We start from the raw sequence: 22193 nt of genomic DNA, 5'->3' as shown, positions 1-22193 counted from the left end.
TTACGCATGGAAAGGGGGGCCGCCTAACCGCGGAACTTGTCTTCTTCTCCGGAACCCCTGGGCGCCGCGGTGCATAAACTGGCATAAAGGAGGTGGCCGCCATGATCGAAATTTTGCTGTGGGTGATCGGGTGTTATCTGGTGGCGGCGGCTCTCGTGCATGCGGCATTCCGGCTCAGGAAGAAACCGAAGGCGGAACATTATGTTTTGCTTGCGGGCAATGAGCAGCAGCGGATGGAATGGTATATGCGCGGGCTGCGCCGGTATTCGCACCGAAGCGGAAAAGAAGTGCAGGTGACGATCATCGATCGAGGGTCGGAGGACGATACGGTTCGAATCGCGAGCCTGTTCGCCAAGAAAGGCATGGACGTTCAGTTGAAGGACGGGACGAAATTCGAGGGGAGTTTTCAACCGACTCTTCAGGGGGCGCTGCATGAACATCCGGCAGCAGGCATCGAGACGGGAGACGGGAATCTCCCGAAATGGAAGCGTTTACTAAGGGTTGGCAAAAGGCGCCGCCAGAATGGCGCGCGCGCGAAGGCGGAAACGTTCGAGCCTACGCATCTGATGTGGATGCTGCAGGCGGAAGGCATTATTACCGAGCCGGAGCATGCGGTGCTTGTGGATTTGCGCGAGCCTTCGGATTGGTCGAAGCTGCCGCAGTAGAACATTGTCAGCGACCCGGAGGCGGGTTATAATGAGTGGCAATAGGAAGACGGACGAGTGAAGCACACCCGTGCGCCGCATCATGCGGCGGCATCGGTGTGCTTTTTTTGTCGTCCGGCGCTTGCGGAGGAGGATGGCTCGATGAAGGTGGTTGTATATGCGCTGTTGGAGGAGCGGGCAAGCTCGTGCCGATGGACGCTCGACCCGGAGACGGATCGCAGGTTCTGGCTTGCCCCGGGCGGAGAGCGGATTCGTGGAGAACAAGGAGGAGACGGCGAGCGGAAAGAGCGGCCGCAAGCGGGGCATCCGTCGGGAGGACGGGCAGAACGCATGAGCAGCATCGAAGAGAGAGGGATTCGCTTTGACCGCAAGATGCTGGTATGGGACGAGCCGCTGCCGCTGGGTGTCGCGATCGAAGTGACGGCGCGTTGGAGCAGGATGACGTCGGACAGAGAGCAGGAGGAGTCGGCCGCGGAGGCGGCGCTTCGCCGCTGCGTGCGGGAAGCGATGGAAGCGGAAGGGAGCTTAGCTGGGAGTCGAGACGGGGAGAGAGACGGATGCAGGGCGGATTACGCGCGGCTAATCTTGAAGTGGGAATCGCATCGCGCCAGCTGCTCGCGCGATGGAGAGGACAGGGATGACGGGGAGCCAGATGTCGCATCCAGACTCGCTGCGCCTGGCGCAGCCTCGGCCGGCAGGCTTGGCGCATATGCCGCGTTGGCTCGGCAGGCGAGGCGGGACGCCGAACGGCTCCGCGGCCGCGCCTTGCACGTCACCGAGGCGCTCGCGCTGCTAGGCGTCGCCGAGTGGCGCGAGCTTGCGCCGCGGCTTCAGCTCGCCGCGCTGCTCGGCCTCGCTCGCCTGGAGGCGGCGGTTGCGCCTGCGCCGCCTCAACGCCGCCCTCGGCTGCGCGCGGCCGGCACCGCGCCGCGGCCTCGCCGCTGCCAGCGCTGCGGCAGCGGCGAGGCGCAGCTGAGGCGCACGCCTTGCGCCGCATGCGGGCGCCGCGCGTGCGCGTACTGCGAGGCATGCCTCGCCATGGGCCGCAGCCGCGAATGCGGGCTGCTCATCCTCGGCACGCCATCGCCTGCCGGCGCGGCGCCAACGGCCGCCGCGCCGCAGCTCTCCATGGCGGCCAGGCTCGCGCCATGGGACCTGAGCCCTGCTCAGCAGGCGGCCGCGACCGCCGCGCTGAGCTACATCGAGCACGCGCCGCCGGAGGCGAGGCGGCGCGCCAAGCCCGCGGCTCGGCTCCGCGAGGCGTGGCGGCCACTCGCCGCCCGGTTCGCCGCGCTGTCGACGCCGCTGCTTACTCGAGCCTATCCGCGGCTGCCGGGCTTGCTCGCCCCGGCCATGAACCGTCTGCGCCTTCTGCAAGCGGGAGGGAATCGTGCAGACGGCACAGGTCCCGAGACGCGTGCCGCGCTGCCGGCGCCGCATCCGCCACCTAAGCGAGGCGAAGCGCGGTGTGCTCCTTCCACGGCCCCTGATTCCGCTGGGCTTCCTCGGCGTCCGTTTCTCCTCTGGGCCGTCACGGGCGCCGGGAAGACCGAGATGATCTTCCCGCTGGTCGCCGCCGCGCTCGAGCGGGGCGGTCGCGCCCTTATCGCGACGCCGCGGCGCGACGTCGTGCTGGAGCTGGATCCCCGCTTCCGCCGCGCGTTCCCGGCGGAGCGGGTCGTCACGCTGTACGGCGGCAGCACGCAGCGCTGGGAGAGCGGAAGCATTACCCTCGCCACGACGCATCAGCTATTCCGCTTCCGGGAAGGCTTCGATCTTGTTATTATCGATGAAATCGACGCTTTCCCTTACCATGGCGATCCTCAGCTGCACTATGCGGCGAGCCGTTCGTTGGCGCAAGGCGGCGCGACGGTGCTGCTGTCCGCCACGCCGCCGCCGGAGCTGCGGGTACAGGCGAAGCGGGGAATTCTGCCGCACGCGCGCGTGCCAGTTCGCTTCCATGGCCATCCGCTGCCGGTGCCGGCCATGCTGCGCATACCGGCCGTTGACCGCTTGCTTGGCGGGCTTCGATTCCCGCCGGCGCTGCGAAAGGCGCTCCAGCGCTCGCTGGACCGCGGCGCCCAGCTGTTCGTGTTCGTGCAGCGGATTCGCCACGTGGCGCCGCTCGTCGCGCGGCTCCGCCGAGAATTCAAGGGCGTCGCCATCGAAGGCACATCCTCGAAGGACGTAGAGCGGGCCGACAAAGTCAGAATGTTCCGAGACGGCGCCATCCGGCTGCTGGTGACGACGACGATCCTGGAGCGGGGCGTCACGATTCCGCGAAGCGACGTCTTCATTCTGGACGCCGACGGCCGGCTGTTCGACGATGCGTCCCTCATCCAGATGGCGGGCAGAGCGGGGAGGTCGCTGCACGATCCGGCGGGCCGCGTCTACTTCGGCGCGCCCGCCATCACTAACGCGCAGCGCAGCGCGGTGCGGGAGATTCGGGCCATGAACCGCATCGCGGCGAAGAAAGGGTACTTGAAGGGAAGCGGAAGCGGCAAGCCGTTCGATCCGCTCCAACCGCGTAACCCCGCCATACCTTCTGTACCTATGCCGAACGCCCTCTCCCCTCACGCGGAGGCCAACCGTTGAGCGCCGCGGAATTGGCGGCGAGGGCGCTGAACGCGATCCGCGGCGCGGTCGCAGTTGGCTGTTCGAGCGCGCTCGCCATGCTATCCCCTTCGAACGCTGCTTGCCCGGTATGCGGACGAGCCTTCCGCAATCAAGGCAAGGTCTCGTTTGCCGGCTTATGTCCGGCCTGCACCGAGGCGATTCCTTGGATTCGGCGGATCGAATGTCCGGTATGCGGCAGGCCGGAGCGCTGCGGCGACTGCGCGCGCAGAACCGCGGCCAGCTTCGTCGCCAGCCGCAGCGCCGTGCGGTACGACGCATCCGTCCGGAGCTGGCTGGCGATGTACAAGTACCGGGGACACGAGGCGCTGATGCCGGTGCTGGGCGAGATGATGGCGGAAGCTTGCCGCCATTTGCTTGCGGAGCGTCGAGCAAGATATTCTCATTTTCGCTTCGATGCGCTCGTTCCCGTGCCACTGAGCGAGGAGAGACTGGCGGAGCGGGGATTCAACCAGGCGGAACAGCTGGCATCCTACGTGGGCGCGCGTTGGTCCATTCCGGTTGTGGAGGCGCTGCGCCGTACGCGGAACAGTGGCAAGCAGAGCTTTATTTCCCGGCGAGAGAGGATGCGGAACACGTTAGGGTTGTTCGCGGCGGATGATTTACGATTACCAGCGCTGCTCCTTCCGGACCGCACTCGCAATGCCGTGCCGATCGTCGCCACCTTTTGGTCCGAATTCCGAGCGCCTCAAGCCTGCCCCGCCCGCGAGCCGCTCCGCCTGCTGCTGGTCGACGATATTTACACGACCGGCAGCACGATCGACGCTTGCGCACAGGCGCTCGCCAAGGCCCTTCACGGTCTTCATCCTGGTATATGCGTTGAGATTTATGCGCTAACGCTTGCCCGTTCCTGAAAGTACCACGTAGATCGTGCTTCGGATATATCAAATTATGATGTATTTTGTCGATACAACTGATAGAATAACGATATCTGCACCAAAGGGGAGGAGGCATGGACAATGAACATTGCGAACTGTCCGCGCTGTGGCAAACTGTTTACGAAAAACTTTAGAGACGTATGTCCGAATTGCATCAAGGAAATCGATAAAGAGTATACATTGTGTTCGGAACATCTTCGCCAGAACAAAGGCATTACGACGCACGAGCTGTCCGACGCGACCGGCGTGTCTGTGAAGCAGATCACCAAGTTTATTCGCGAAGGGCGGATTTCGATTATCGGGGCGCCTAACCTCGGCTATCCGTGCGAAGTGTGCGCGACGATGATCCGCGAAGGGAACATGTGTCAGGATTGCCGGACGCGCCTCGTCAAGGACGTAGGGCAGATGAATGAACAGATGAGAGCCGATGCGCTGAAAAATGCGGGGTCCGCAATCTACCGGACGAAAAGTTAAATTTAAACAATGCTCGAAATCATATAAATTTTCTTGTAAAATTGCCGATAATATCTGTATACCACAGATAAATCGGCTTTTTTATTTGGCTGTTTCCACTATGGAGGGATTGTCCCATGAAGATTAACGATATGCGCCGCATTAGCGGAGTGAACCCTTATCAGAAGCAAAACGAAGTGCGCGCGGCCGCCAACACGGAGCGGAAGCAGCAGAAAGATGAAGTTAAGTTCTCAGCGGAGGCGATGGAGATGCTCTCTACGAGCCGTTCGAACGACGCTGAACGCACGCAGCGTATTCAAGAGCTCAAAGCGCAGGTGGCTTCGGGCACGTACCACGTAGATGCCGGCAAGTTAGCCGACAAAGTATTGCCATTTATCAGATAGCGTCTGACAACCGATACAAGGGAAGGGGCCGTTGCCAACATGCAAGAGGTCGTCAAAGAGATCGTAACCGTTCTGCAGGGATTGATCGAGGTGCACGAGCAGCTGCTTGTGATTGGGAAAGAGAAGCAGCAGGTGATCGGAGCCGGCGACACGAACGGCTTGTCCCGCGTGACGAGCCAAGAGAAGAAGCTGCTGCAGACGCTCGTCGACCTGGAGCAGCATCGCAGCGACCTTGTGCGGGATTATTTCAAGCAAACCGGTCTTGTCGTCGTGCGCAAATTCAAGATGGAGCATCTGATTCAAGCCGTGTACAGCGCGGAAGAGAAGCGGCTGCTGATCGAGACGAGCGACACGCTTCGTAAGCTGATCGACAAATTGAAGGATTTGAACGATTTCAATCAGCAGCTATTGCGGATGCAGCTCAATTACGTGGACTACTCGCTGGACCTGCTGATTGGACCCGTTGAAGAAGACGTGACGTATCACCGCGCCTTGCAGGCGAACGGTTATAGTCGTTTAAATAAATACGATACAAAGGCTTAAAGCGAGCGTTCAAAAAGTCGACATTTCAGCACCGAGAAGGTTGCAAGAAGGCGAAGAAAGAGGAGCGGAGTTTAGGCAAACCTAAATGAGCACCGGACTTCAAGCCTGAATGCAAGATTCGATGGCGAGACACTCCTTGATCTGCTTCGTGATCAAATGGCGATTTTTTGAACAACCTCTTAAATAAAGGAGAGTGCCGAGTTGACCTCAACATTTCATGGGCTGGAGACCGCACGGAGAAGCTTATTTGCGCAGCAGGCATCGCTCAATACGACCGGGCATAACATTGGCAACGCTAATACGGAGGGGTATACGCGTCAGAAGGTGAATCTGACCGCCTCCAAGCCGATGGAAGCCTTCGGGCTGCAGCGCTCGACCTCTGCCGGCCAGATCGGCACCGGGGTAGAATACACCTCGATTACCCGCATCCGCGAGAAGTTCCTCGACGACCAGTTCCGAAACGAGAATAAGTCGCTTGGCAACTACGAAGTGCAGCAGGACGTGCTGGAGAAGCTGGAGAAAATCATGAACGAGCCGTCGGATACCGGCATCCGGACCGTCATGTCGAACTTTTACGACGCATGGTCGGACCTGAGTAAGACGCCGGAGAGCGCCGACGGCCGCAAGATCGTCCGCGAGCAGGCGCTTGCCCTGGTCGATGCCTTCAACCAGACGGCGAAGCAGCTTGGCGACCTGAAAGGCGACATTACCGAGAACATCGCGATTCGCTCGGATCAAGCCAATGCCTACTTGAATAACATTGCGGAGTTGAACAGCAGCATCCAGAAGATCGAAGCGCTCGGCAACGACGCGAACGACCTTCGCGACCAGCGCGATTTGATGACGGACAAGCTGTCCAAAATCATGAACATCACGGTAAGCCATGCCACGAACGGGTATCGGATTTCGATGGGGGGGGACCGAGCTGGTGAACGGCTCGGCGGTGACGCCTTTGTCGCCGGAGACGCTCACGACGGCGTTTGCTTCCGGCGATTTGAACAGCGGCGAACTGTACGGGATGATCGAGTCTCGGGATCGATTTGTGCAGGGGTATATTTCGGATTTGGACAATATGGTCAATTCGATGGCCAACGGCGAGGTCGAGGTGACGATTCCGAAGGGGGCCGTCCTGCCGGATGGCACGACGCTGAACAACGTGACGTACACGGGGGCGAATCGGACGCTGACCGAGGATTTGACCGTGAAAGTCAACGGTTTGAACGGGCTGCATCAGCTCGGCTATAACTTCACGTCGAACTCGACGGGCATCGCCTTCTTCACGAAGGCCGACGGCACGACTGAAGGACTGACCGCCGAGAACCTGCGCCTCAATCCGGATATCGAGTCGAACGCCAACAAAATCGCCACATCGATGCGCGTGACGATCGGCGCGAGCGCCGACACCGTCGTGACGGGCAACAACTCGATGGCGGTGATGTTCTCCCAAATGCGGGATGCGAAGTTTAACTTCGGCACCGCGGTGGACGCGGACCTCAACACGGGCGATGCGTATTTCCGTTCGGTTGTCGGTCAATTGGGCGTGCAGGCCGAGGAGGCCAACCGCCGCTTGTCGAACCAGCAGTCGCTGGTCGACCAAGTCGATTCGAACCGTCAGTCCGTAAGCGGCGTTTCGCTGGACGAAGAGATGTCCAACCTGATCAAATTCCAGCATGCGTACAACGCCGCTGCCCGCAACATGACCACGATCGACGAGATGCTGGACAAAATCATCAACGGCATGGGCCGCGTAGGCCTCTAATATTTACACCATAAACCACGGAGGTAATTAGCGATGTCATTACGCGTCACCCAATCGATGATGAACGCCCGTCTCCTTAGTAATATAACCGGAAATATGAATCGTATGAATACACTGCAGGATCAACTTTCTTCCGGCAAACGCATCAACAAGCCATCCGACGATCCGGTCGGATTGACCTTCGCGATGCGCTACCGGAGCGAGCTGCAGGCGAACGACCAGTACGAGCGCAACGTCGATGCGGCGACATCGCTGCTCGAGTACACGGATACAACGATGGGCGAAGCCATGGATGTGGTGCATCGTGTTCGTGAACTGATGGTGCAAGGCGCGAATGGCGCACTTCCTCAGGACGCCCGCGATTCGATAACCGTTGAGGTGAAGCAGTTATTCAGCCAGCTCGTGGAGATTGGCAACAGTCAATTCAATGGCAAGTACATGTTTAACGGCGAACAAACGCAAACCGCTCCCTATTTGAAGCGGACAATTGATGAGGCGGCAGCGGTAACACCAGCTCAACTGGCTGCCGATCCGACGGCTAACTTCTTGGCCCAGAATGTAACGAGCGATACGGGGCAAATTAAGTATGAGCTGTCGACCGGGATGACAATGGCCGTCAATGTGACCGGCAACGAGTTTTTCGGGGAGCAGGTTTTGCCAGGGCAAGAAACGACAAGCGACAATATTTTCAACGTGCTTACCCAGATGGTGAAAGCGCTGGATGCCGGCGATTCGACAGCTGTATCCAACATGATTAGCAAAATCGACAGCCGCATGAGTACGATGCTGGAGAAGCGTTCCGAGGTTGGTGCACGCGCCAACCGGATTGAGCTCATCACGAACCGCTTGGCGAATAACAACATCAATCTTCAAAGTGTGTCCGCGAAGACAGAGGATGCAGACATGTCGCTCGTCATTACGAACTTAAAGATGGAGGAGAATGTGTACCAGGCTTCTTTGTCGGCAGGTGCTAAGCTCATCCGTCCAAGTCTAATTGATTTCCTGAGATAGAGGTGAAATCTAATGCGAATTCCGCAGATACAAATTCATCAGGAATACGCGTGGATTGGGATCCAAACGACGTCGGCCAAGCAGGAGATCGAGCAGCCCCAAGCGACGGTCGAAATAAAGCAAACCTCGGCCCAGCTTACGATTGAGCAACCTAACGGAGAGCTCGCAATCGATCAAACTCGGGCAAGAGATGCGCTTGCGATGGGGAATAACCTCGAGATGATGAAGCGGATCTATCAGAAGTCGGCAGAGCTGGCCCTTCAAGGGATATCTCGGATTGTAGAGAAGGGTGATCGAATGGCCACCATTCATGACGGCAGCAATCCCATCCCTGAGATGGCCATGGACTGGCGCCGTACATTTCCCGAATTTGCATTTGAGGGGCCCGCATCCATGGATAATGTCGACATTCAGTATACGGCTCATCGCCCTATTATTGAGTGGAATTTGGGCGGTGTCGAATATAACGTTACCACGCATAAAGCAGAGCATCAGTATACGCCAGGCAAAGCCGAGATTTATCTTCGCCAGCGTAATAGCGTCGAGTTTACTCTGCCGCAGGTGGACTTGACGTTATAATTGTTTTAGCTATAGGCAGAAGTTACAGATAGGGCGACCTTGAAGTAAGCTGCCTATAGTTTTTTCTATATTTAAGACAAAGGGGAAATGGATGGAGATGGATACCACACGGCTAGGAGATGTAACCGTAACCGGCTCGCGAGAACTGATCTTTGAGCATGGCATTCCGGGATTTGAAGACCTTCGCCGGTTTGATTTATTGGATTTGGAGATTGATCTGCCGATCAAGTTGCTGCAGTCGGCAGATAATCGCGATATTTCCTTACTGGTCGGAAATCCGTTTCATTTTTATCCCCACTATGAATGGGAGCTTGCCGAGAGTGTGCAGCAGGAGCTTGGTATTACGGATGCAGCCGAGCTTGAAATTTGGTCAGTCATTATTTTGCCAGCTAATGCAAGCGCCGCTACCATTAACCTGCAGGCGCCGATCGTGGTCAACCAGAAGACGGGAGCTGCCAAGCAGATTATTTTACATAACAGTATCTATAGCCACAGGCACCCGTTGCTAGAAGAGAAGTCCGTGGAGAAGACTTCACAAGGGCAGGTGGAGTAATGCTCGTATTATCTCGGAAAACAAACGAATCGATCATGATCGACAATCAGATTGAAGTTGTCGTAGTCAGCGTGGAAGGTGACGTCGTCAAGCTGGGCATTAGGGCGCCCAAGGAAGTAGAGATCTTTCGAAAAGAAATTTACTTGAACATTCAAGCTGCCAACAAAGAGGCGTCCACGAGCAGTCTCCAATTGCGACAGCTGTCCAAGTTGTTTGAGAATGACGGTGATTCCTCACCGAAAGCGTAATTTCTTTGCTTCACGAGCAAATACCGAAACCCCGAGTCCTGCGACTCGGGGATTTTTCGTTTTCTGGTGGAGGGGTTCGAGAATGTATAGAAAACAGAATACCAGAATTGCACTATAAACAATCCTCTTATATGGCCGATATATATAGTATCGGGTCGAGAGCGTACAAAACCTCATCTACCACGATAAAACACAGGCACCGCAAGGAAGCGGAGCCTTAAATTCAGGGAGGAAATAACAATGCGTATTAACCACAACATCGCAGCATTGAACACACATCGTCAATTGGGAGTCAACACGGCAAACCAAAGCAAAAACATCGAGAAACTGTCGTCCGGTCTTCGCATCAACCGTGCAGGCGACGATGCGGCAGGTCTGGCCATTTCCGAGAAAATGCGCGGTCAAATCCGTGGTTTGGATCAAGCTTCCCGCAACGCGCAAGACGGCATCTCGTTGATTCAAACGGCTGAGGGCGCCCTGCAAGAAGTTCACTCGATTCTGCAAAGACAAAGAGAACTGGCCGTCCAATCCGCGAACGATACGAACGTAACAGCCGACCGTACAGCGCTGGAAGCTGAATTTGATCAGCTGACTGCAGAAATCGGACGAATCAAAGACAATACAACCTTCAATACGCAGAAGCTTCTTGATGGCTCTGCTACGGCTGACCTGAAAATGCATGTTGGTGCAGACGCTGCTCAAACGATCGACATTAATCTCGACACAGCAGGTGTTGATTTAACGGCAGTACACACGGCTGCGACAGGCGCTACTATTGCGACACAAACAGATGCAAACACAGCGATTACAACGATCAACACGCAGCTGGAAAGTGTATCGGCTGGCCGTTCGTACCTGGGTGCGCTGCAGAACCGTTTGGAGCACACCATCAACAACCTGAACAACGCATCGGAGAACCTGACGGCATCCGAATCCCGTATTCGTGACGTAGACATGGCCAAAGAAATGATGGAGCAAACGAAGAACTCGATTCTTTCTCAAGCTGCTCAAGCGATGCTGGCTCAAGCGAACCAACAGCCGCAAGGCGTACTTCAACTTCTTCGTTAATCTTTGGTAAAGAGAAGAGACCTTAGTTGATCTAGGGTCTCTTTTAATGAGCGAATACCACCATCAAGTATGGATGAATTCATATAGACCCCTGGGGTCAAACTACAGGAAGAGGAGTGGTCTATTTGCAGAAATTCCCTGCGTTAATAGCGAACTACATGAAAAATTTTAAATGCACGGGATCTGCTTGCGAAGATACCTGCTGCAGCGGCGGATGGACAATTCCTGTAGACAAAGTGAGCTACGAGCGCTATCAGAAGGATGACGAAATTAAACGTAACGTCGTACGTGATACGGCCAAAGTAACGGGTCAGTACGCCTACATGAAATTATCAGAGGATAAGCTTAGCTGTTCGATGTTATCGGAAGACAAGCTTTGTACCATACAAGCAAGACTAGGCGAAGGCGCATTATGCAAGACGTGTTATATTTACCCGCGGAACTATAACTACGTCAATAAAAATCTCGAGATTTCGGCTACTTTGTCCTGTCCCGAAATTGCTCGGCTTGCGTTGCTTCAGAAGGATGGAATCGACTTCGATTACTTCGAAGAGTATCCCCTTTTGCGGGAAGTTCAAGTTCAGAACAGTGTAGAGACGTATAGCCACGATAACGAACTTAAATACTTGTGGGATCTGCGGAGTTTTTCAATCGGTCTTCTGCAAAACAGAGCGTATAGCTTAAAGGAACGGTTGATCTTGCTCGGCATGTTTTTTGAAAGTGTAAATAAAGAAATCGAAGCCCAAAACTATGCAGCGATTGGACAATTCATCGATCGTTATACCGAGCTGTTGGATCACGGATTATTAAAAAATGAGATCGACAGCATCAAGCCCAACATCGCGGCCCAAATTCAAGTGTTAACCCAATTGACGGAAATCGGCGTGAAATATATTACGCCAGGCAATGACCGTTATCGGGAATGTGTGATTGAGTTTATTGATGGCCTGGTTCATCCGGATCATGCAGGTGACAAAAGTATTTTGGACACCTACGAAGATGCATATAACCATTATTATGTGCCTTTTATGAAACAACATGAATATATTTTAGAGAACTATTTAGTCGATCTCGTCTTCAAAAATGTTTTTCCGATTACAGACGGCAAGTCATCCATATTTGACGAATATGTCAAATTGATCTGTCACTATGCGATTATCAAGTTTTTGTTAATTGGGATTTCCGCCCACGATAAAGGGCTGCAAATAGATAAAGTAATCAAAGTCATTCAATCGTTCTCCAAGAGCATTGGGCACAATAAAAGTCACGTGAGCAGTATAATTGCGAAAATCAAGGAAGAAAAGAATAATAATTTGTATTATATGACTTGTCTGGTCAATCATTAATAACCCGTATTCAAGCTACAGGACGAATTTTGTTCTGTAGCTTTTTTCTTGAGAAAATTCCTTTTTTAAAGAAATTTTTTCTAAATGCTATAAAACTTAACGGATAGCTTGTCGATATAAATATTGGTAGCTACAAATAGAGGGCGGCCGACCTCGATCTTAGTAGTAATCATCATCCACACGGACGTGGGTACATAACCATTTCAGGGAGGAATTATCATGCGTATTAACCACAACATCTCTGCACTGAACACACATCGTCAATTGGGCGTCAACACGGCAAACCAAAGCAAAAACATCGAGAAACTGTCTTCCGGTCTTCGGATCAACCGTGCAGGTGACGATGCAGCAGGTCTGGCAATCTCCGAGAAAATGCGCGGACAAATCCGTGGTTTGGATCAAGCATCCCGCAACGCACAAGACGGCATCTCGTTGATTCAAACGGCTGAGGGCGCCCTGCAAGAAGTTCACTCGATTCTGCAAAGACAAAGAGAACTGGCCGTACAATCCGCGAACGACACGAACGTAACAGCAGACCGTACAGCGCTGGAAGCTGAATATGATCAGCTGACTGCAGAAATCGGACGCATCAAAGACAATACAACGTTCAATACGCAGAAGCTGCTTGATGGCTCTGCAACCGCTGCTTTGAAAATTCATGTTGGTGCAGATGCAACCCAAACGATCGACATTGATCTCGACACAGCAGGTGTTGATTTATCGGCAGTCGCTACTGCAGCTGGTGGTGCAACAATTGCGACACAAACAGGTGCTAATGCAGCGATTACAGTGATCAACACGCAGCTGGAAAGTGTATCCTCCGGCCGTTCGTACCTGGGTGCGCTGCAAAACCGTCTGGAGCACACGATCAACAACCTGAACAATGCTTCGGAGAACCTGACTGCATCCGAATCCCGTATTCGTGACGTAGACATGGCGAAAGAAATGATGGAGCAAACGAAGAACTCGATTCTTTCCCAAGCCGCTCAAGCGATGCTGGCTCAAGCGAACCAACAACCGCAAGGCGTTCTTCAACTTCTTCGTTAATAGCAGTCAACAGAGGAGAGACCTGAGATTATCTTGGGTCTCTCTTCTTGTCACCCGCGGGGTTCATTTCGCAGGGTAAATATACCAGAAACAGTGCTATAATTATTGCTCTTAACGAGCCGATATATATATTAGCGGGGACGAGAGAGTAGAAAAACAAAAACCTCAAGTGGACCGCAACACTAACACAGGCATCGCAAGGAAGCGAGCCTTACACTCAGGGAGGAAATATTCATGCGTATTAACCACAACATCGCAGCATTGAACACACATCGTCAATTGGGAGTCAACACGGCAAACCAAAGCAAAAACATCGAGAAACTGTCGTCCGGTCTTCGCATCAACCGTGCAGGCGACGATGCGGCAGGTCTGGCCATTTCCGAGAAAATGCGCGGACAAATCCGTGGTTTGGACCAAGCATCCCGCAACGCGCAAGACGGGATCTCCTTGATTCAAACGGCTGAGGGCGCCCTGCAAGAAGTTCACTCGATTCTGCAAAGACAAAGAGAACTGGCCGTACAATCCGCGAACGATACGAACGTAACGGCAGACCGTACAGCGCTGGAAGCCGAATTTGATCAGCTGACTGCAGAAATCGGACGCATCAAAGACAATACGACGTTCAATACGCAGAAGCTGCTTGATGGCTCTGCTACCGCTAACTTGAAAATGCATGTTGGCGCAGATGCTGCTCAAACGATCGACATTAATCTCGACACGGCAGGCGTTGATTTAACGGCAGTCGCTACTGCAGCTGGTACGGCAACAATTGCTACGCAAGCAGGTGCAGATGCAGCGATTACATCCATCAACACGCAGCTGGAAAGCGTATCGGCTGGCCGTTCGTACCTGGGTGCGCTGCAAAACCGTCTGGAGCACACGATCAACAACCTGAACAATGCTTCGGAGAACCTGACTGCATCCGAATCCCGTATTCGTGACGTAGACATGGCCAAAGAAATGATGGAGCAAACGAAGAACTCGATTCTTTCCCAAGCCGCTCAAGCGATGCTGGCTCAAGCGAACCAACAACCGCAAGGCGTTCTTCAACTTCTCCGTTAATAGCAGTCAACAAAGGAGAGACCCTAGATTATTTAGGGTCTCTTTTCTTATTTCTACTTCTGTATATCAGGGGTGCGTTCGGATAAATGTACCAGGTATCGTGCTATAATCAATCCTCTTAACGAGCCGATATATATAGTATCGGGTCGAGAGCGTACACAACCTCATCAACCGCGATAAAAACACAGGCATCGCAAGGAAGCGGAGCCTTAAACTCAGGGAGGAAATAACAATGCGTATTAACCACAACATCGCAGCATTGAACACACACCGTCAATTGGGCGTCAACACGGCAAACCAAAGCAAGAACATCGAGAAACTGTCGTCCGGTCTTCGCATCAACCGTGCAGGCGACGATGCGGCAGGTCTGGCCATTTCCGAGAAAATGCGTGGACAAATCCGTGGCTTGGACCAAGCATCCCGCAACGCGCAAGACGGCATCTCGTTGATTCAAACGGCTGAAGGCGCCCTGCAAGAAGTTCACTCGATTCTGCAAAGACAAAGAGAACTGGCCGTACAATCCGCGAACGACACGAACGTGACGGCAGACCGTACAGCGCTCAAAGCTGAATTTGATCAGCTCAGCTCCGAAATCGGCAGAATCAAAGACAATACAACATTCAATACGCAGAAGCTGCTTGATGGCTCTGCAACCGCTGATCTGAAAATGCATGTTGGCGCAGATGCTGGTCAAACGATCGACATCAATCTCGACACGGCAGGGGTTGACTTGACTGCAGTCCAAACAGCAGCAGCGGGAGCTGATATTTCGACTCAAGCAGGTGCAAACACGGCGATTACAACGATCAACACGCAGCTGGAAAGTGTGTCCTCTGGTCGTTCGTACCTGGGTGCGCTGCAAAACCGTTTGGAACACACCATCAACAACTTGAACAACGCATCGGAGAACCTGACGGCATCCGAATCCCGTATTCGTGACGTAGACATGGCCAAAGAAATGATGGAGCAAACGAAGAACTCGATTCTTTCCCAAGCCGCTCAAGCGATGCTGGCTCAAGCGAACCAACAACCGCAAGGCGTACTTCAACTTCTCCGTTAATAGCAGTCAACAGAGGAGAGACCCTAGATTATCTAGGGTCTCTTTTCTTATGCTCCACCCCATAAGGGGAAGGTTTATCTTTAGGATTCTTGATTTTACCTGAATCGTACTATAAACAATCCTCTTAAATGGCCGATATATATAGTAGCGGGTCGAGAGCGTACAAAACCTCATCAACCGCGATAACAAACACAGGCATCGCAAGGAAGCGAGCCTTACACTCAGGGAGGAAATATTCATGCGTATTAACCACAACATCGCAGCATTGAACACACATCGTCAATTGGGAGTCAACACGGCAAACCAAAGCAAGAACATCGAGAAACTGTCGTCCGGTCTTCGCATCAACCGTGCAGGCGACGATGCGGCAGGGCTGGCCATTTCCGAGAAAATGCGCGGACAAATCCGTGGTTTGGACCAAGCATCCCGCAACGCGCAAGATGGCATCTCGTTGATTCAAACGGCTGAGGGCGCCCTGCAAGAAGTTCACTCGATTCTGCAAAGACAAAGAGAACTGGCCGTACAATCCGCGAACGATACGAACGTAACAGCGGACCGTACAGCGCTGGAAGCTGAATTTGATCAGCTGACTGCAGAAATCGGACGCATCAAAGACAATACGACGTTCAATACGCAGAAGCTGCTTGATGGCTCTGCTACCGCTAACTTGAAAATGCATGTTGGCGCGGATGCTGGTCAAACGATCGACATTAATCTTGACACGGCAGGTGTTGATTTAACGGCAGTCGCTACTGCAGCCGGTACGGCAACAATTGCTACGCAAGCAGGTGCGGATGCAGCGATTACATCCATCAACACGCAGCTGGAAAGCGTATCGGCTGGCCGTTCGTACCTGGGTGCGCTGCAAAACCGTCTGGAGCACACGATCAACAACCTGAACAATGCTTCGGAGAACCTGACGGCATCCGAATCCCGTATTCGTGACGTAGACATGGCCAAAGAAATGATGGAGCAAACGAAGAACTCGATTCTTTCCCAAGCCGCTCAAGCGATGCTGGCTCAAGCGAACCAACAACCGCAAGGCGTACTTCAACTTCTCCGTTAATAGCAGTCAACAAAGGAGAGACCCTAGATTATCTAGGGTCTCTTTTCTTATGCCCCGCGGGCTTCATTGCACAGGGTAAATATACCAGGAATAGTGCTATAATCGATGCTCTTAACGAGCCGATATATATAGTAGCGGGTCGAGAGCGTACACAACCTCAACAACCGCGATAAAAACACAGGCATCGCAAGGAAGCGGAGCCTTAAACTCAGGGAGGAAATAACAATGCGTATTAACCACAACATCTCGGCTTTGAACACACATCGTCAATTGGGCGTCAACACGGCAAACCAAAGCAAGAACATCGAGAAACTGTCGTCCGGTCTTCGCATCAACCGTGCAGGTGACGATGCGGCAGGTCTGGCCATTTCCGAGAAAATGCGCGGACAAATCCGTGGCTTGGACCAAGCATCCCGCAACGCGCAAGATGGCATCTCGTTGATTCAAACGGCTGAGGGCGCCCTGCAAGAAGTTCACTCGATTCTGCAAAGACAAAGAGAACTGGCCGTACAATCCGCGAACGATACGAACGTAACCGCAGACCGTACAGCGCTGGAAGCTGAATTTGATCAGCTGACTGCAGAAATCGGACGAATCAAAGACAATACGACCTTCAATACGCAGAAGCTGCTTGATGGCTCTGCTACCGCTAACTTGAAAATGCATGTTGGTGCAGACGCGGCTCAAACGATCGACATTAATCTCGACACAGCAGGTGTTGATTTAACGGCAGTACACACGGCTGCAACAGGCGCTACTATCGCGACACAAACAGATGCAAACACGGCAATTACAACGATCAACACGCAGCTGGAAAGCGTATCGGCTGGCCGTTCGTACCTGGGTGCGCTGCAAAACCGTTTGGAGCACACCATCAACAACCTGAACAACGCATCGGAGAACCTGACTGCATCCGAATCCCGTATTCGTGACGTAGACATGGCCAAAGAAATGATGGAGCAAACGAAGAACTCGATTCTTTCCCAAGCCGCTCAAGCGATGCTGGCTCAAGCAAACCAACAACCGCAAGGCGTTCTTCAACTCCTTCGTTAATAGCAGTCAACAGAGGAGAGACCTTAGACTATCTAGGGTCTCTTTTCTTGCCGCCATCGCTTCATACCAGATGGGGTTTGGCTGGTTATCTTTAGGCCTTATCATTTTGCCGAAAATTGCATTGTATCAATTCGATGAACACACTGCGTAAATTTCGACATTATCCCCTGAGAGGCGAAAGTTTTAGAGGATTGCTCTAATGCATTCGCGGAGAATAGCCGATATATGAATTATAATCATTCCAATGGGGGATTGGGAGCTATGAATATGAATGTATCGGGTGTGAATAGCGGCATTTCGGAACGTGGCACCCACGCTGAGTCGGCTCAGAAATCAAGCGGAGCATTACAATCCAGCGTGCCGGACCCGATCACGCAAGCGCATATTCAATCGTTAAGCGATCTGAAACAAGCAGAGATGCGTGGAGAGAATTACACGCTCAGCGACGAGCAGGTGGTCAAAGCGGTAGAACGCGCGATTAAAGCGATGCAGGGAAAATCGACGGCGCTGGAGTTTACCGTGCATGAGAAGACCAAGCTGATCGCGGTGAAGGTGCTCGATAAAGAGACGGGTGAGATCATCCGTGAAGTGCCGCCGGAGAAGACACTCGACTTTGTTGCGAAGCTTTGGGAAATGGCCGGTTTATTAGTAGACGAGAAGAGATAAGGGTTAACGAATTTTAGAGAGGAGTGGTCCGAATGGTTGGAGTAAACCGTCTAAGCGGTCTTGTTTCTGGTTTGGATACCGACTCATTGGTAAAAGCACTCGTAAGCTCGAATTCCGCAAAAGTCAACAAGTATAAGCAGAAGCAGGATATGCTGGAGTGGAAACGTACCGATTATCGGGAAATGAACAGTAAAATCCTGGATTTCCGAAATAGTGCTTTTAATATGAAACTGCAATCCAGCTACATGACGAAGACAGTAACATCCTCGCAGGACAGTGCCGTCTCCGTCAGCGCTTCCACGAGCGCGAATACAGGACAATTTAATATTGAAGTGTCCAGCTTAGCTTCAGGAGCGTCGCTAACATCGGCCGTTCTTGGCTCGAATCCAGATTTCACTAACAAAAATTTGACCATTAATGATTTTAATGGCAATCCAGTAGATATTCTTTCTGCTTCTGGATCAAACACGAAACCAGCCGATCTTGTGAATTTAATCAATGCCAAATCATCGGAGACAGGCGTAAAAGCTTCTTATGACAGCACGATGCAGCGGATATTTTTCACGACGACGAAAACCGGGGAGAACGCGGAGATCACGCTCGGGGGCTCGGCGGTTAGTGTATTAAATACGGTTAATAAGGTTGGTGCGGCAAGTACCTCGGAAAAAGGAACGAATGCGGACGTCACATTCAACGGGGTATCTGGCTCATACGAGACGAACACGTTCTCGATAGCGGGCTTGAACATTACCGCTAAGGCTGTTACGACTACGCCGGCGACAGTAACCGTCAATCAAGATTCGGATGCGATATTTAATACAATCAAAGGTTTTGTCGATAAATATAATGAACTGATCGAAACCGTGAATAAAAAAATATCCGAAACCCATGAGCGCAGCTTTGAACCGCTAACTAAAGAGCAGAAGGACGCCATGAGCGAGGATGAGATCAAGAAGTGGGAAGAGAAAGCAAAGGCTGGCTTGCTGTCCCGAGATTCGATACTGACCAGCGGCTTGTCCTCGCTGCGTCAAGCGTTCTCGGAGAAAATTGACGGCATGCCTGTCGATCTGGACAGCTTGGCTAAAATCGGTATTTCGTCGACCCTCTCTGCTGGCGGCGGAATTGCGGGTTCTTATATGGATAAAGGTAAAATCTATATCAGTGATTCGAAGCTAAAGCAAGCGATTGCCGATAACCCGGACGAGGTCATGAAGCTGTTTACGGCGAACGACGGAGACGATAAGGCAAGCGGCGGCGATGGACTGGCGGTTCGTCTATATGACCGGGCGAACGAGATCATTAACAAAATTACGGCCAAAGCGGGTTCAACCGGTTCCGTTTCCATGACATCGTATAGCATGGGCAAAGAATTGCTGGAGCTTAAGAATCGTATTTCTACGGAAGAGACACGAATCAGCGATTTGCAGGAACGTTACTACAGACAATTTTCCCGGATGGAATCATACCTGAGCAAGATGAACTCTCAGAGCAGCTGGATGGCAGGACAGACAGGACAATAATAAGGGGATGAGAGATGATGCAATATTTGCAGCGCAATAAGTATCTCGAGACGACGGTGCAGACAGCAACACCAGCACAATTGCTTCTAATGTTGTTTGATGGCGCGATTCGTTTCTGCAGAGGGGCGATCGATGCCCTACGTGCGAAGCGCAATGAAGAAGCCAATGAGCTTCTGATTAAAACACAAAACATCATTTCAGAATTCATAATTACCGTTGACCGCAATTCACCGTTAGCTCAGAGCTTGCTTTCGCTGTATGAATATTACAATCATCTTCTGGTCCAAGCTAACATTAAGAAGGATGTGGAGCCGGCAGAAGAAGTGCTCGGTTACCTGGTCGAAATGAAGGCAACCTGGATAGAAGCAGCGAAAGCAGCGAATGCGACAGGAGCGATCCCGAATGGAACAGCCAATCGTACGGCTCAAACGGTTGTCGGCTGAGCTGGTCAGCCGGTTGGGGGAATGTGAGCTGGAGGATTTTGACCAGTACATGACCGAGCGGGAAGAGATATTCGAGAACTTGATGCAAGGCCAGCTTAAGCCGGAGGAACACGAGGACGCGAAACGGATCCTTGAGCTGGATAAGCAGATTATCATTCGCATGCTTCAACTGAAGAATGAAGCGGCAGAGGAGCTTGAAAAAGTACAGCAAGGTCAGCGAAGCCGAAATTTATATGATAGCAGCTACGGCGCCCATCAAGACGAGAGCTTATTCTTCGACCGAAGAAGATAGCTCTCTTCTTCTTTTTATATACAGGCATGAATAAGTTCACGTTTTTTCATAAACCTTGTATTTCTCCGTGCTGATGCGACCTTCTCAATCCTCGGATGTGAAAGCAAACGAATCAACTTATGCGGAATGTAACGCAACGCGCCGTTAAAAAACGGCGACAGTCGGTACACCTTGCATCTCGTGTTAGCTCCCGTTTTCATGAAAGTAAAACGCTTCCACAACATCGTTGACAATTGTGTGACAACGATGGTATAGTCGATTTGTGAGCCACATTCGTGTGTGACCTCGCAGCATTTGAAGATGAAGGGAATGTTTATGCATGCAAGGAAAAGTTAAATGGTTCAACGCTGAGAAGGGCTATGGCTTCATCGAGACTGAACAAGGCGGCGACGTATTTGTTCACTTCTCCGCAATCCAATCCGAAGGCTTCAAAACGCTTGAGGAAGGTCAAGCTGTAGAATTCGACATCGTGGAAGGCGCACGCGGACCACAAGCTGCAAACGTAGTCAAACTGTAATCATCGGCTGACTTCAGCCCACGATAGATGGTTCACGCTTGACGAACTAATGCAAACACAACCGCAGCCCTGGGCAACCAGGGCTTTTTTTTATTTTCGGATATCTTGCGCAGGCGAGCCGCGTCGACATCGCTTGCGATGAACGAATGCGGCTCGGCATGATGCATCAGATCGCCGATATTAATTCCTTACTTCTTTGTCCACCTGGTCAGCGCGCCGCGGGAGCAGAACCCTGGATTCTCAGCACGTTTCCGGATTTTCATGCATGCGGGCTCGGTCAACCTCACCTGCTCGCAAACCAATAACAATCCATTTCCTCGCGGCTGCAATTACCAATCTTTCCGTTTCATTAAAGAACTAACTATCCCCCTAAGTCCCTCACGCGCTTCCTTACCATGTCGCGTTCATTAATCGGCCAAACTATTATCTAAAAATTCTAATAATACAGAAAATACTTTGGGAAAACGCCTTCAACTATGATATAATGAGAGCATGTAAAGGAGGAGTGCCCCATGAAATACAATGTTCGAGGTCAAAACATCCAAGTGACAGACGCGATGCGCGAATATGTCGAGAAGAAGCTCAGCCGCCTGGAAAAGTATTTTGAAGCGCCCGAAACCTCCGAATTGAATACGACGATGTCCGTGACGAAAGGCAGACACGCCGTCGAAGTCGCGATTCCGCTCCAGGGTACGATGTTAAGAGCCGAGGAGAAGAGCGACGATATGTATGCTTCGATCGACGTGGTGGTGGACAAACTCGAACGTCAAATCCGCAAATACAAAACCAAGGTCAATCGCAAATATAGACAGGAAAGCGGCATTCGAACCTTATTCAGGGAAGATGCGGCGCCCGTGCGGGTTCACGAGGACGAAGAGGACTGGGAGCTGGTACGCACCAAGCGTTTCACGCTGAAGCCGATGGATGTGGAGGAGGCGATCCTCCAAATGAACATGGTGGGACACTCGTTTTTCGTCTTCGCCAACGCCGAGACCAAAGAAGTGAACGTGGTCTACAAGCGGGGCGACGGGCGTTACGGCTTAATTGAACAGAACTAATCAACTTGCTTATAAACAGGGCATCGTTTCCTACCGGAAGCGCTGCCCTTTCATATTATACGGGCAGATGGGGAAACACATGAACAAGGTGCTAATCGGTTTTTTAACCGCGGCTGAAGCGCCATTGTTACATAGCCGGCTTACCGTCATCAATTCCGCCCGGACGGGCGCTTTCGAACGAACCGGAATCCGCGGCTCGGCAAGGTTTAAAGGTGACATGCATTTCGCCATGCGCTCCCGTCTAACCGTCGTCTTACATTGCGATACG

Annotated in this window: 23 protein-coding genes and 1 pseudogene; all 24 read left to right on the top strand. The window is 52.5% G+C overall.

What is annotated here, in order from left to right; translation table 11 throughout:
• Window positions 1-101 precede the first annotated feature (101 nt).
• The 24 genes and pseudogenes from ACFSKT_RS27925 to hpf all read left to right on the top strand — a co-directional run bounded on the left by ACFSKT_RS27925 (window position 102) and on the right by hpf (window position 21925).
• Window positions 102-665, top strand: a complete 564-nt coding sequence (locus ACFSKT_RS27925; protein WP_377719032.1) for a hypothetical protein — start codon at window positions 102-104, stop codon at window positions 663-665.
• 141 nt (window positions 666-806) lie between these two features.
• On the top strand, window positions 807-3260 hold the full coding sequence (locus ACFSKT_RS27920) for a helicase-related protein (RefSeq protein WP_377719031.1): 2454 nt from the start codon (window positions 807-809) through the stop codon (window positions 3258-3260).
• Window positions 3257-4153, top strand: coding sequence for a ComF family protein (locus tag ACFSKT_RS27915; protein WP_377719030.1), 897 nt, complete (start codon window positions 3257-3259; stop codon window positions 4151-4153). The genes ACFSKT_RS27920 and ACFSKT_RS27915 overlap by 4 nt, the downstream gene beginning before the upstream one ends.
• Window positions 4154-4258: 105 nt before the next feature.
• On the top strand, window positions 4259-4651 hold the full coding sequence (locus tag ACFSKT_RS27910) for a TIGR03826 family flagellar region protein (protein WP_377719029.1): 393 nt from the start codon (window positions 4259-4261) through the stop codon (window positions 4649-4651).
• A gap of 116 nt (window positions 4652-4767) precedes the next feature.
• Window positions 4768-5034 (top strand): flagellar biosynthesis anti-sigma factor FlgM, encoded by a 267-nt coding sequence (gene flgM / locus ACFSKT_RS27905; protein WP_377719028.1) that lies wholly within the window; start codon window positions 4768-4770, stop codon window positions 5032-5034.
• Between the two features lie 39 nt (window positions 5035-5073).
• Window positions 5074-5577, top strand: coding sequence for a flagellar protein FlgN (locus tag ACFSKT_RS27900; RefSeq protein ID WP_377719027.1), 504 nt, complete (start codon window positions 5074-5076; stop codon window positions 5575-5577).
• A gap of 201 nt (window positions 5578-5778) precedes the next feature.
• A pseudogene (gene flgK, locus ACFSKT_RS27895) lies at window positions 5779-7336 on the top strand (flagellar hook-associated protein FlgK).
• 33 nt (window positions 7337-7369) lie between these two features.
• Window positions 7370-8347: a flagellar hook-associated protein FlgL gene (gene flgL / locus ACFSKT_RS27890; RefSeq protein WP_377719025.1), complete on the top strand. Its 978-nt coding sequence runs from the start codon at window positions 7370-7372 to the stop codon at window positions 8345-8347.
• A gap of 12 nt (window positions 8348-8359) precedes the next feature.
• Window positions 8360-8926, top strand: coding sequence for a DUF6470 family protein (locus ACFSKT_RS27885; RefSeq protein ID WP_377719024.1), 567 nt, complete (start codon window positions 8360-8362; stop codon window positions 8924-8926).
• A gap of 91 nt (window positions 8927-9017) precedes the next feature.
• Complete coding sequence (locus ACFSKT_RS27880; RefSeq protein ID WP_377719023.1) at window positions 9018-9479, top strand: flagellar assembly protein FliW; 462 nt, start codon at window positions 9018-9020, stop codon at window positions 9477-9479.
• Complete coding sequence (gene csrA / locus ACFSKT_RS27875) at window positions 9479-9727, top strand: carbon storage regulator CsrA (protein WP_377719022.1); 249 nt, start codon at window positions 9479-9481, stop codon at window positions 9725-9727. The genes ACFSKT_RS27880 and csrA overlap by 1 nt, the downstream gene beginning before the upstream one ends.
• Window positions 9728-9967: 240 nt before the next feature.
• Complete coding sequence (locus ACFSKT_RS27870) at window positions 9968-10795, top strand: flagellin N-terminal helical domain-containing protein (RefSeq protein ID WP_377776371.1); 828 nt, start codon at window positions 9968-9970, stop codon at window positions 10793-10795.
• A 125-nt stretch (window positions 10796-10920) separates the two neighbouring features.
• Entirely contained in the window at window positions 10921-12141 is a 1221-nt protein-coding gene (gene fliB / locus ACFSKT_RS27865; protein ID WP_377719020.1) for a flagellin lysine-N-methylase, read from the top strand.
• A 219-nt stretch (window positions 12142-12360) separates the two neighbouring features.
• On the top strand, window positions 12361-13188 hold the full coding sequence (locus ACFSKT_RS27860; RefSeq protein ID WP_377719019.1) for a flagellin N-terminal helical domain-containing protein: 828 nt from the start codon (window positions 12361-12363) through the stop codon (window positions 13186-13188).
• A gap of 234 nt (window positions 13189-13422) precedes the next feature.
• A complete protein-coding gene (locus tag ACFSKT_RS27855) occupies window positions 13423-14250 on the top strand; it encodes a flagellin N-terminal helical domain-containing protein (protein ID WP_377776370.1) in 828 nt (275 codons plus the stop codon).
• Window positions 14251-14482: 232 nt separating this feature from the next.
• The gene (locus ACFSKT_RS27850; RefSeq protein WP_377720654.1) at window positions 14483-15310 is read left to right on the top strand and encodes a flagellin N-terminal helical domain-containing protein; all 828 of its coding nucleotides are present in this window, start codon (window positions 14483-14485) and stop codon (window positions 15308-15310) included.
• Between the two features lie 238 nt (window positions 15311-15548).
• A complete protein-coding gene (locus tag ACFSKT_RS27845) occupies window positions 15549-16376 on the top strand; it encodes a flagellin N-terminal helical domain-containing protein (protein WP_377776369.1) in 828 nt (275 codons plus the stop codon).
• Between the two features lie 225 nt (window positions 16377-16601).
• Window positions 16602-17429 carry a flagellin N-terminal helical domain-containing protein gene (locus ACFSKT_RS27840; RefSeq protein WP_377720656.1) on the top strand — a complete coding sequence of 276 codons (828 nt, stop codon included), beginning with the start codon at window positions 16602-16604 and terminating at the stop codon, window positions 17427-17429.
• A 261-nt stretch (window positions 17430-17690) separates the two neighbouring features.
• Window positions 17691-18095, top strand: coding sequence for a flagellar protein FlaG (locus tag ACFSKT_RS27835; protein WP_377720657.1), 405 nt, complete (start codon window positions 17691-17693; stop codon window positions 18093-18095).
• 32 nt (window positions 18096-18127) lie between these two features.
• Complete coding sequence (fliD, locus tag ACFSKT_RS27830) at window positions 18128-19615, top strand: flagellar filament capping protein FliD (protein WP_377720658.1); 1488 nt, start codon at window positions 18128-18130, stop codon at window positions 19613-19615.
• Between the two features lie 14 nt (window positions 19616-19629).
• Window positions 19630-20058 (top strand): flagellar export chaperone FliS, encoded by a 429-nt coding sequence (fliS, locus tag ACFSKT_RS27825; RefSeq protein WP_377720659.1) that lies wholly within the window; start codon window positions 19630-19632, stop codon window positions 20056-20058.
• Window positions 20018-20350, top strand: coding sequence for a flagellar protein FliT (gene fliT / locus ACFSKT_RS27820; protein ID WP_377720660.1), 333 nt, complete (start codon window positions 20018-20020; stop codon window positions 20348-20350). The genes fliS and fliT overlap by 41 nt, the downstream gene beginning before the upstream one ends.
• Window positions 20351-20669: 319 nt before the next feature.
• Window positions 20670-20867, top strand: a complete 198-nt coding sequence (locus tag ACFSKT_RS27815) for a cold shock domain-containing protein (protein ID WP_087569424.1) — start codon at window positions 20670-20672, stop codon at window positions 20865-20867.
• 512 nt (window positions 20868-21379) lie between these two features.
• Complete coding sequence (gene hpf / locus ACFSKT_RS27810; protein WP_377720661.1) at window positions 21380-21925, top strand: ribosome hibernation-promoting factor, HPF/YfiA family; 546 nt, start codon at window positions 21380-21382, stop codon at window positions 21923-21925.
• The last annotated feature ends 268 nt before the right edge of the window (window positions 21926-22193 follow it).

The sequence above is a fragment of the Paenibacillus xanthanilyticus genome (genome assembly GCF_042682185.1).
Lineage (GTDB): Bacteria > Bacillota > Bacilli > Paenibacillales > Paenibacillaceae > Paenibacillus_Z > Paenibacillus_Z xanthanilyticus.
This window is presented reverse-complemented; position numbering and strand designations above follow the sequence as displayed.

Bases quoted from the DNA above. Each gene is read 5' to 3' on its own strand.
- ACFSKT_RS27870 (WP_377776371.1), top strand. From the start codon at position 9,968: ATGCGTATTAACCACAACATCGCAGCATTGAACACACATCGTCAATTG.
- ACFSKT_RS27885 (WP_377719024.1), top strand. From the start codon at position 8,360: ATGCGAATTCCGCAGATACAAATTCATCAGGAATACGCGTGGATTGGG.
- ACFSKT_RS27920 (WP_377719031.1), top strand. From the start codon at position 807: ATGAAGGTGGTTGTATATGCGCTGTTGGAGGAGCGGGCAAGCTCGTGC.
- fliT (WP_377720660.1), top strand. From the start codon at position 20,018: ATGGAACAGCCAATCGTACGGCTCAAACGGTTGTCGGCTGAGCTGGTC.
- ACFSKT_RS27860 (WP_377719019.1), top strand. From the start codon at position 12,361: ATGCGTATTAACCACAACATCTCTGCACTGAACACACATCGTCAATTG.
- ACFSKT_RS27815 (WP_087569424.1), top strand. From the start codon at position 20,670: ATGCAAGGAAAAGTTAAATGGTTCAACGCTGAGAAGGGCTATGGCTTC.
- csrA (WP_377719022.1), top strand. From the start codon at position 9,479: ATGCTCGTATTATCTCGGAAAACAAACGAATCGATCATGATCGACAAT.
- flgL (WP_377719025.1), top strand. From the start codon at position 7,370: ATGTCATTACGCGTCACCCAATCGATGATGAACGCCCGTCTCCTTAGT.
- fliD (WP_377720658.1), top strand. From the start codon at position 18,128: ATGGTTGGAGTAAACCGTCTAAGCGGTCTTGTTTCTGGTTTGGATACC.
- ACFSKT_RS27900 (WP_377719027.1), top strand. From the start codon at position 5,074: ATGCAAGAGGTCGTCAAAGAGATCGTAACCGTTCTGCAGGGATTGATC.
- ACFSKT_RS27880 (WP_377719023.1), top strand. From the start codon at position 9,018: ATGGAGATGGATACCACACGGCTAGGAGATGTAACCGTAACCGGCTCG.
- ACFSKT_RS27840 (WP_377720656.1), top strand. From the start codon at position 16,602: ATGCGTATTAACCACAACATCTCGGCTTTGAACACACATCGTCAATTG.
- ACFSKT_RS27910 (WP_377719029.1), top strand. From the start codon at position 4,259: ATGAACATTGCGAACTGTCCGCGCTGTGGCAAACTGTTTACGAAAAAC.
- fliS (WP_377720659.1), top strand. From the start codon at position 19,630: ATGATGCAATATTTGCAGCGCAATAAGTATCTCGAGACGACGGTGCAG.
- ACFSKT_RS27850 (WP_377720654.1), top strand. From the start codon at position 14,483: ATGCGTATTAACCACAACATCGCAGCATTGAACACACACCGTCAATTG.
- flgM (WP_377719028.1), top strand. From the start codon at position 4,768: ATGAAGATTAACGATATGCGCCGCATTAGCGGAGTGAACCCTTATCAG.
- ACFSKT_RS27925 (WP_377719032.1), top strand. From the start codon at position 102: ATGATCGAAATTTTGCTGTGGGTGATCGGGTGTTATCTGGTGGCGGCG.
- hpf (WP_377720661.1), top strand. From the start codon at position 21,380: ATGAAATACAATGTTCGAGGTCAAAACATCCAAGTGACAGACGCGATG.
- ACFSKT_RS27835 (WP_377720657.1), top strand. From the start codon at position 17,691: ATGAATATGAATGTATCGGGTGTGAATAGCGGCATTTCGGAACGTGGC.
- ACFSKT_RS27855 (WP_377776370.1), top strand. From the start codon at position 13,423: ATGCGTATTAACCACAACATCGCAGCATTGAACACACATCGTCAATTG.
- ACFSKT_RS27845 (WP_377776369.1), top strand. From the start codon at position 15,549: ATGCGTATTAACCACAACATCGCAGCATTGAACACACATCGTCAATTG.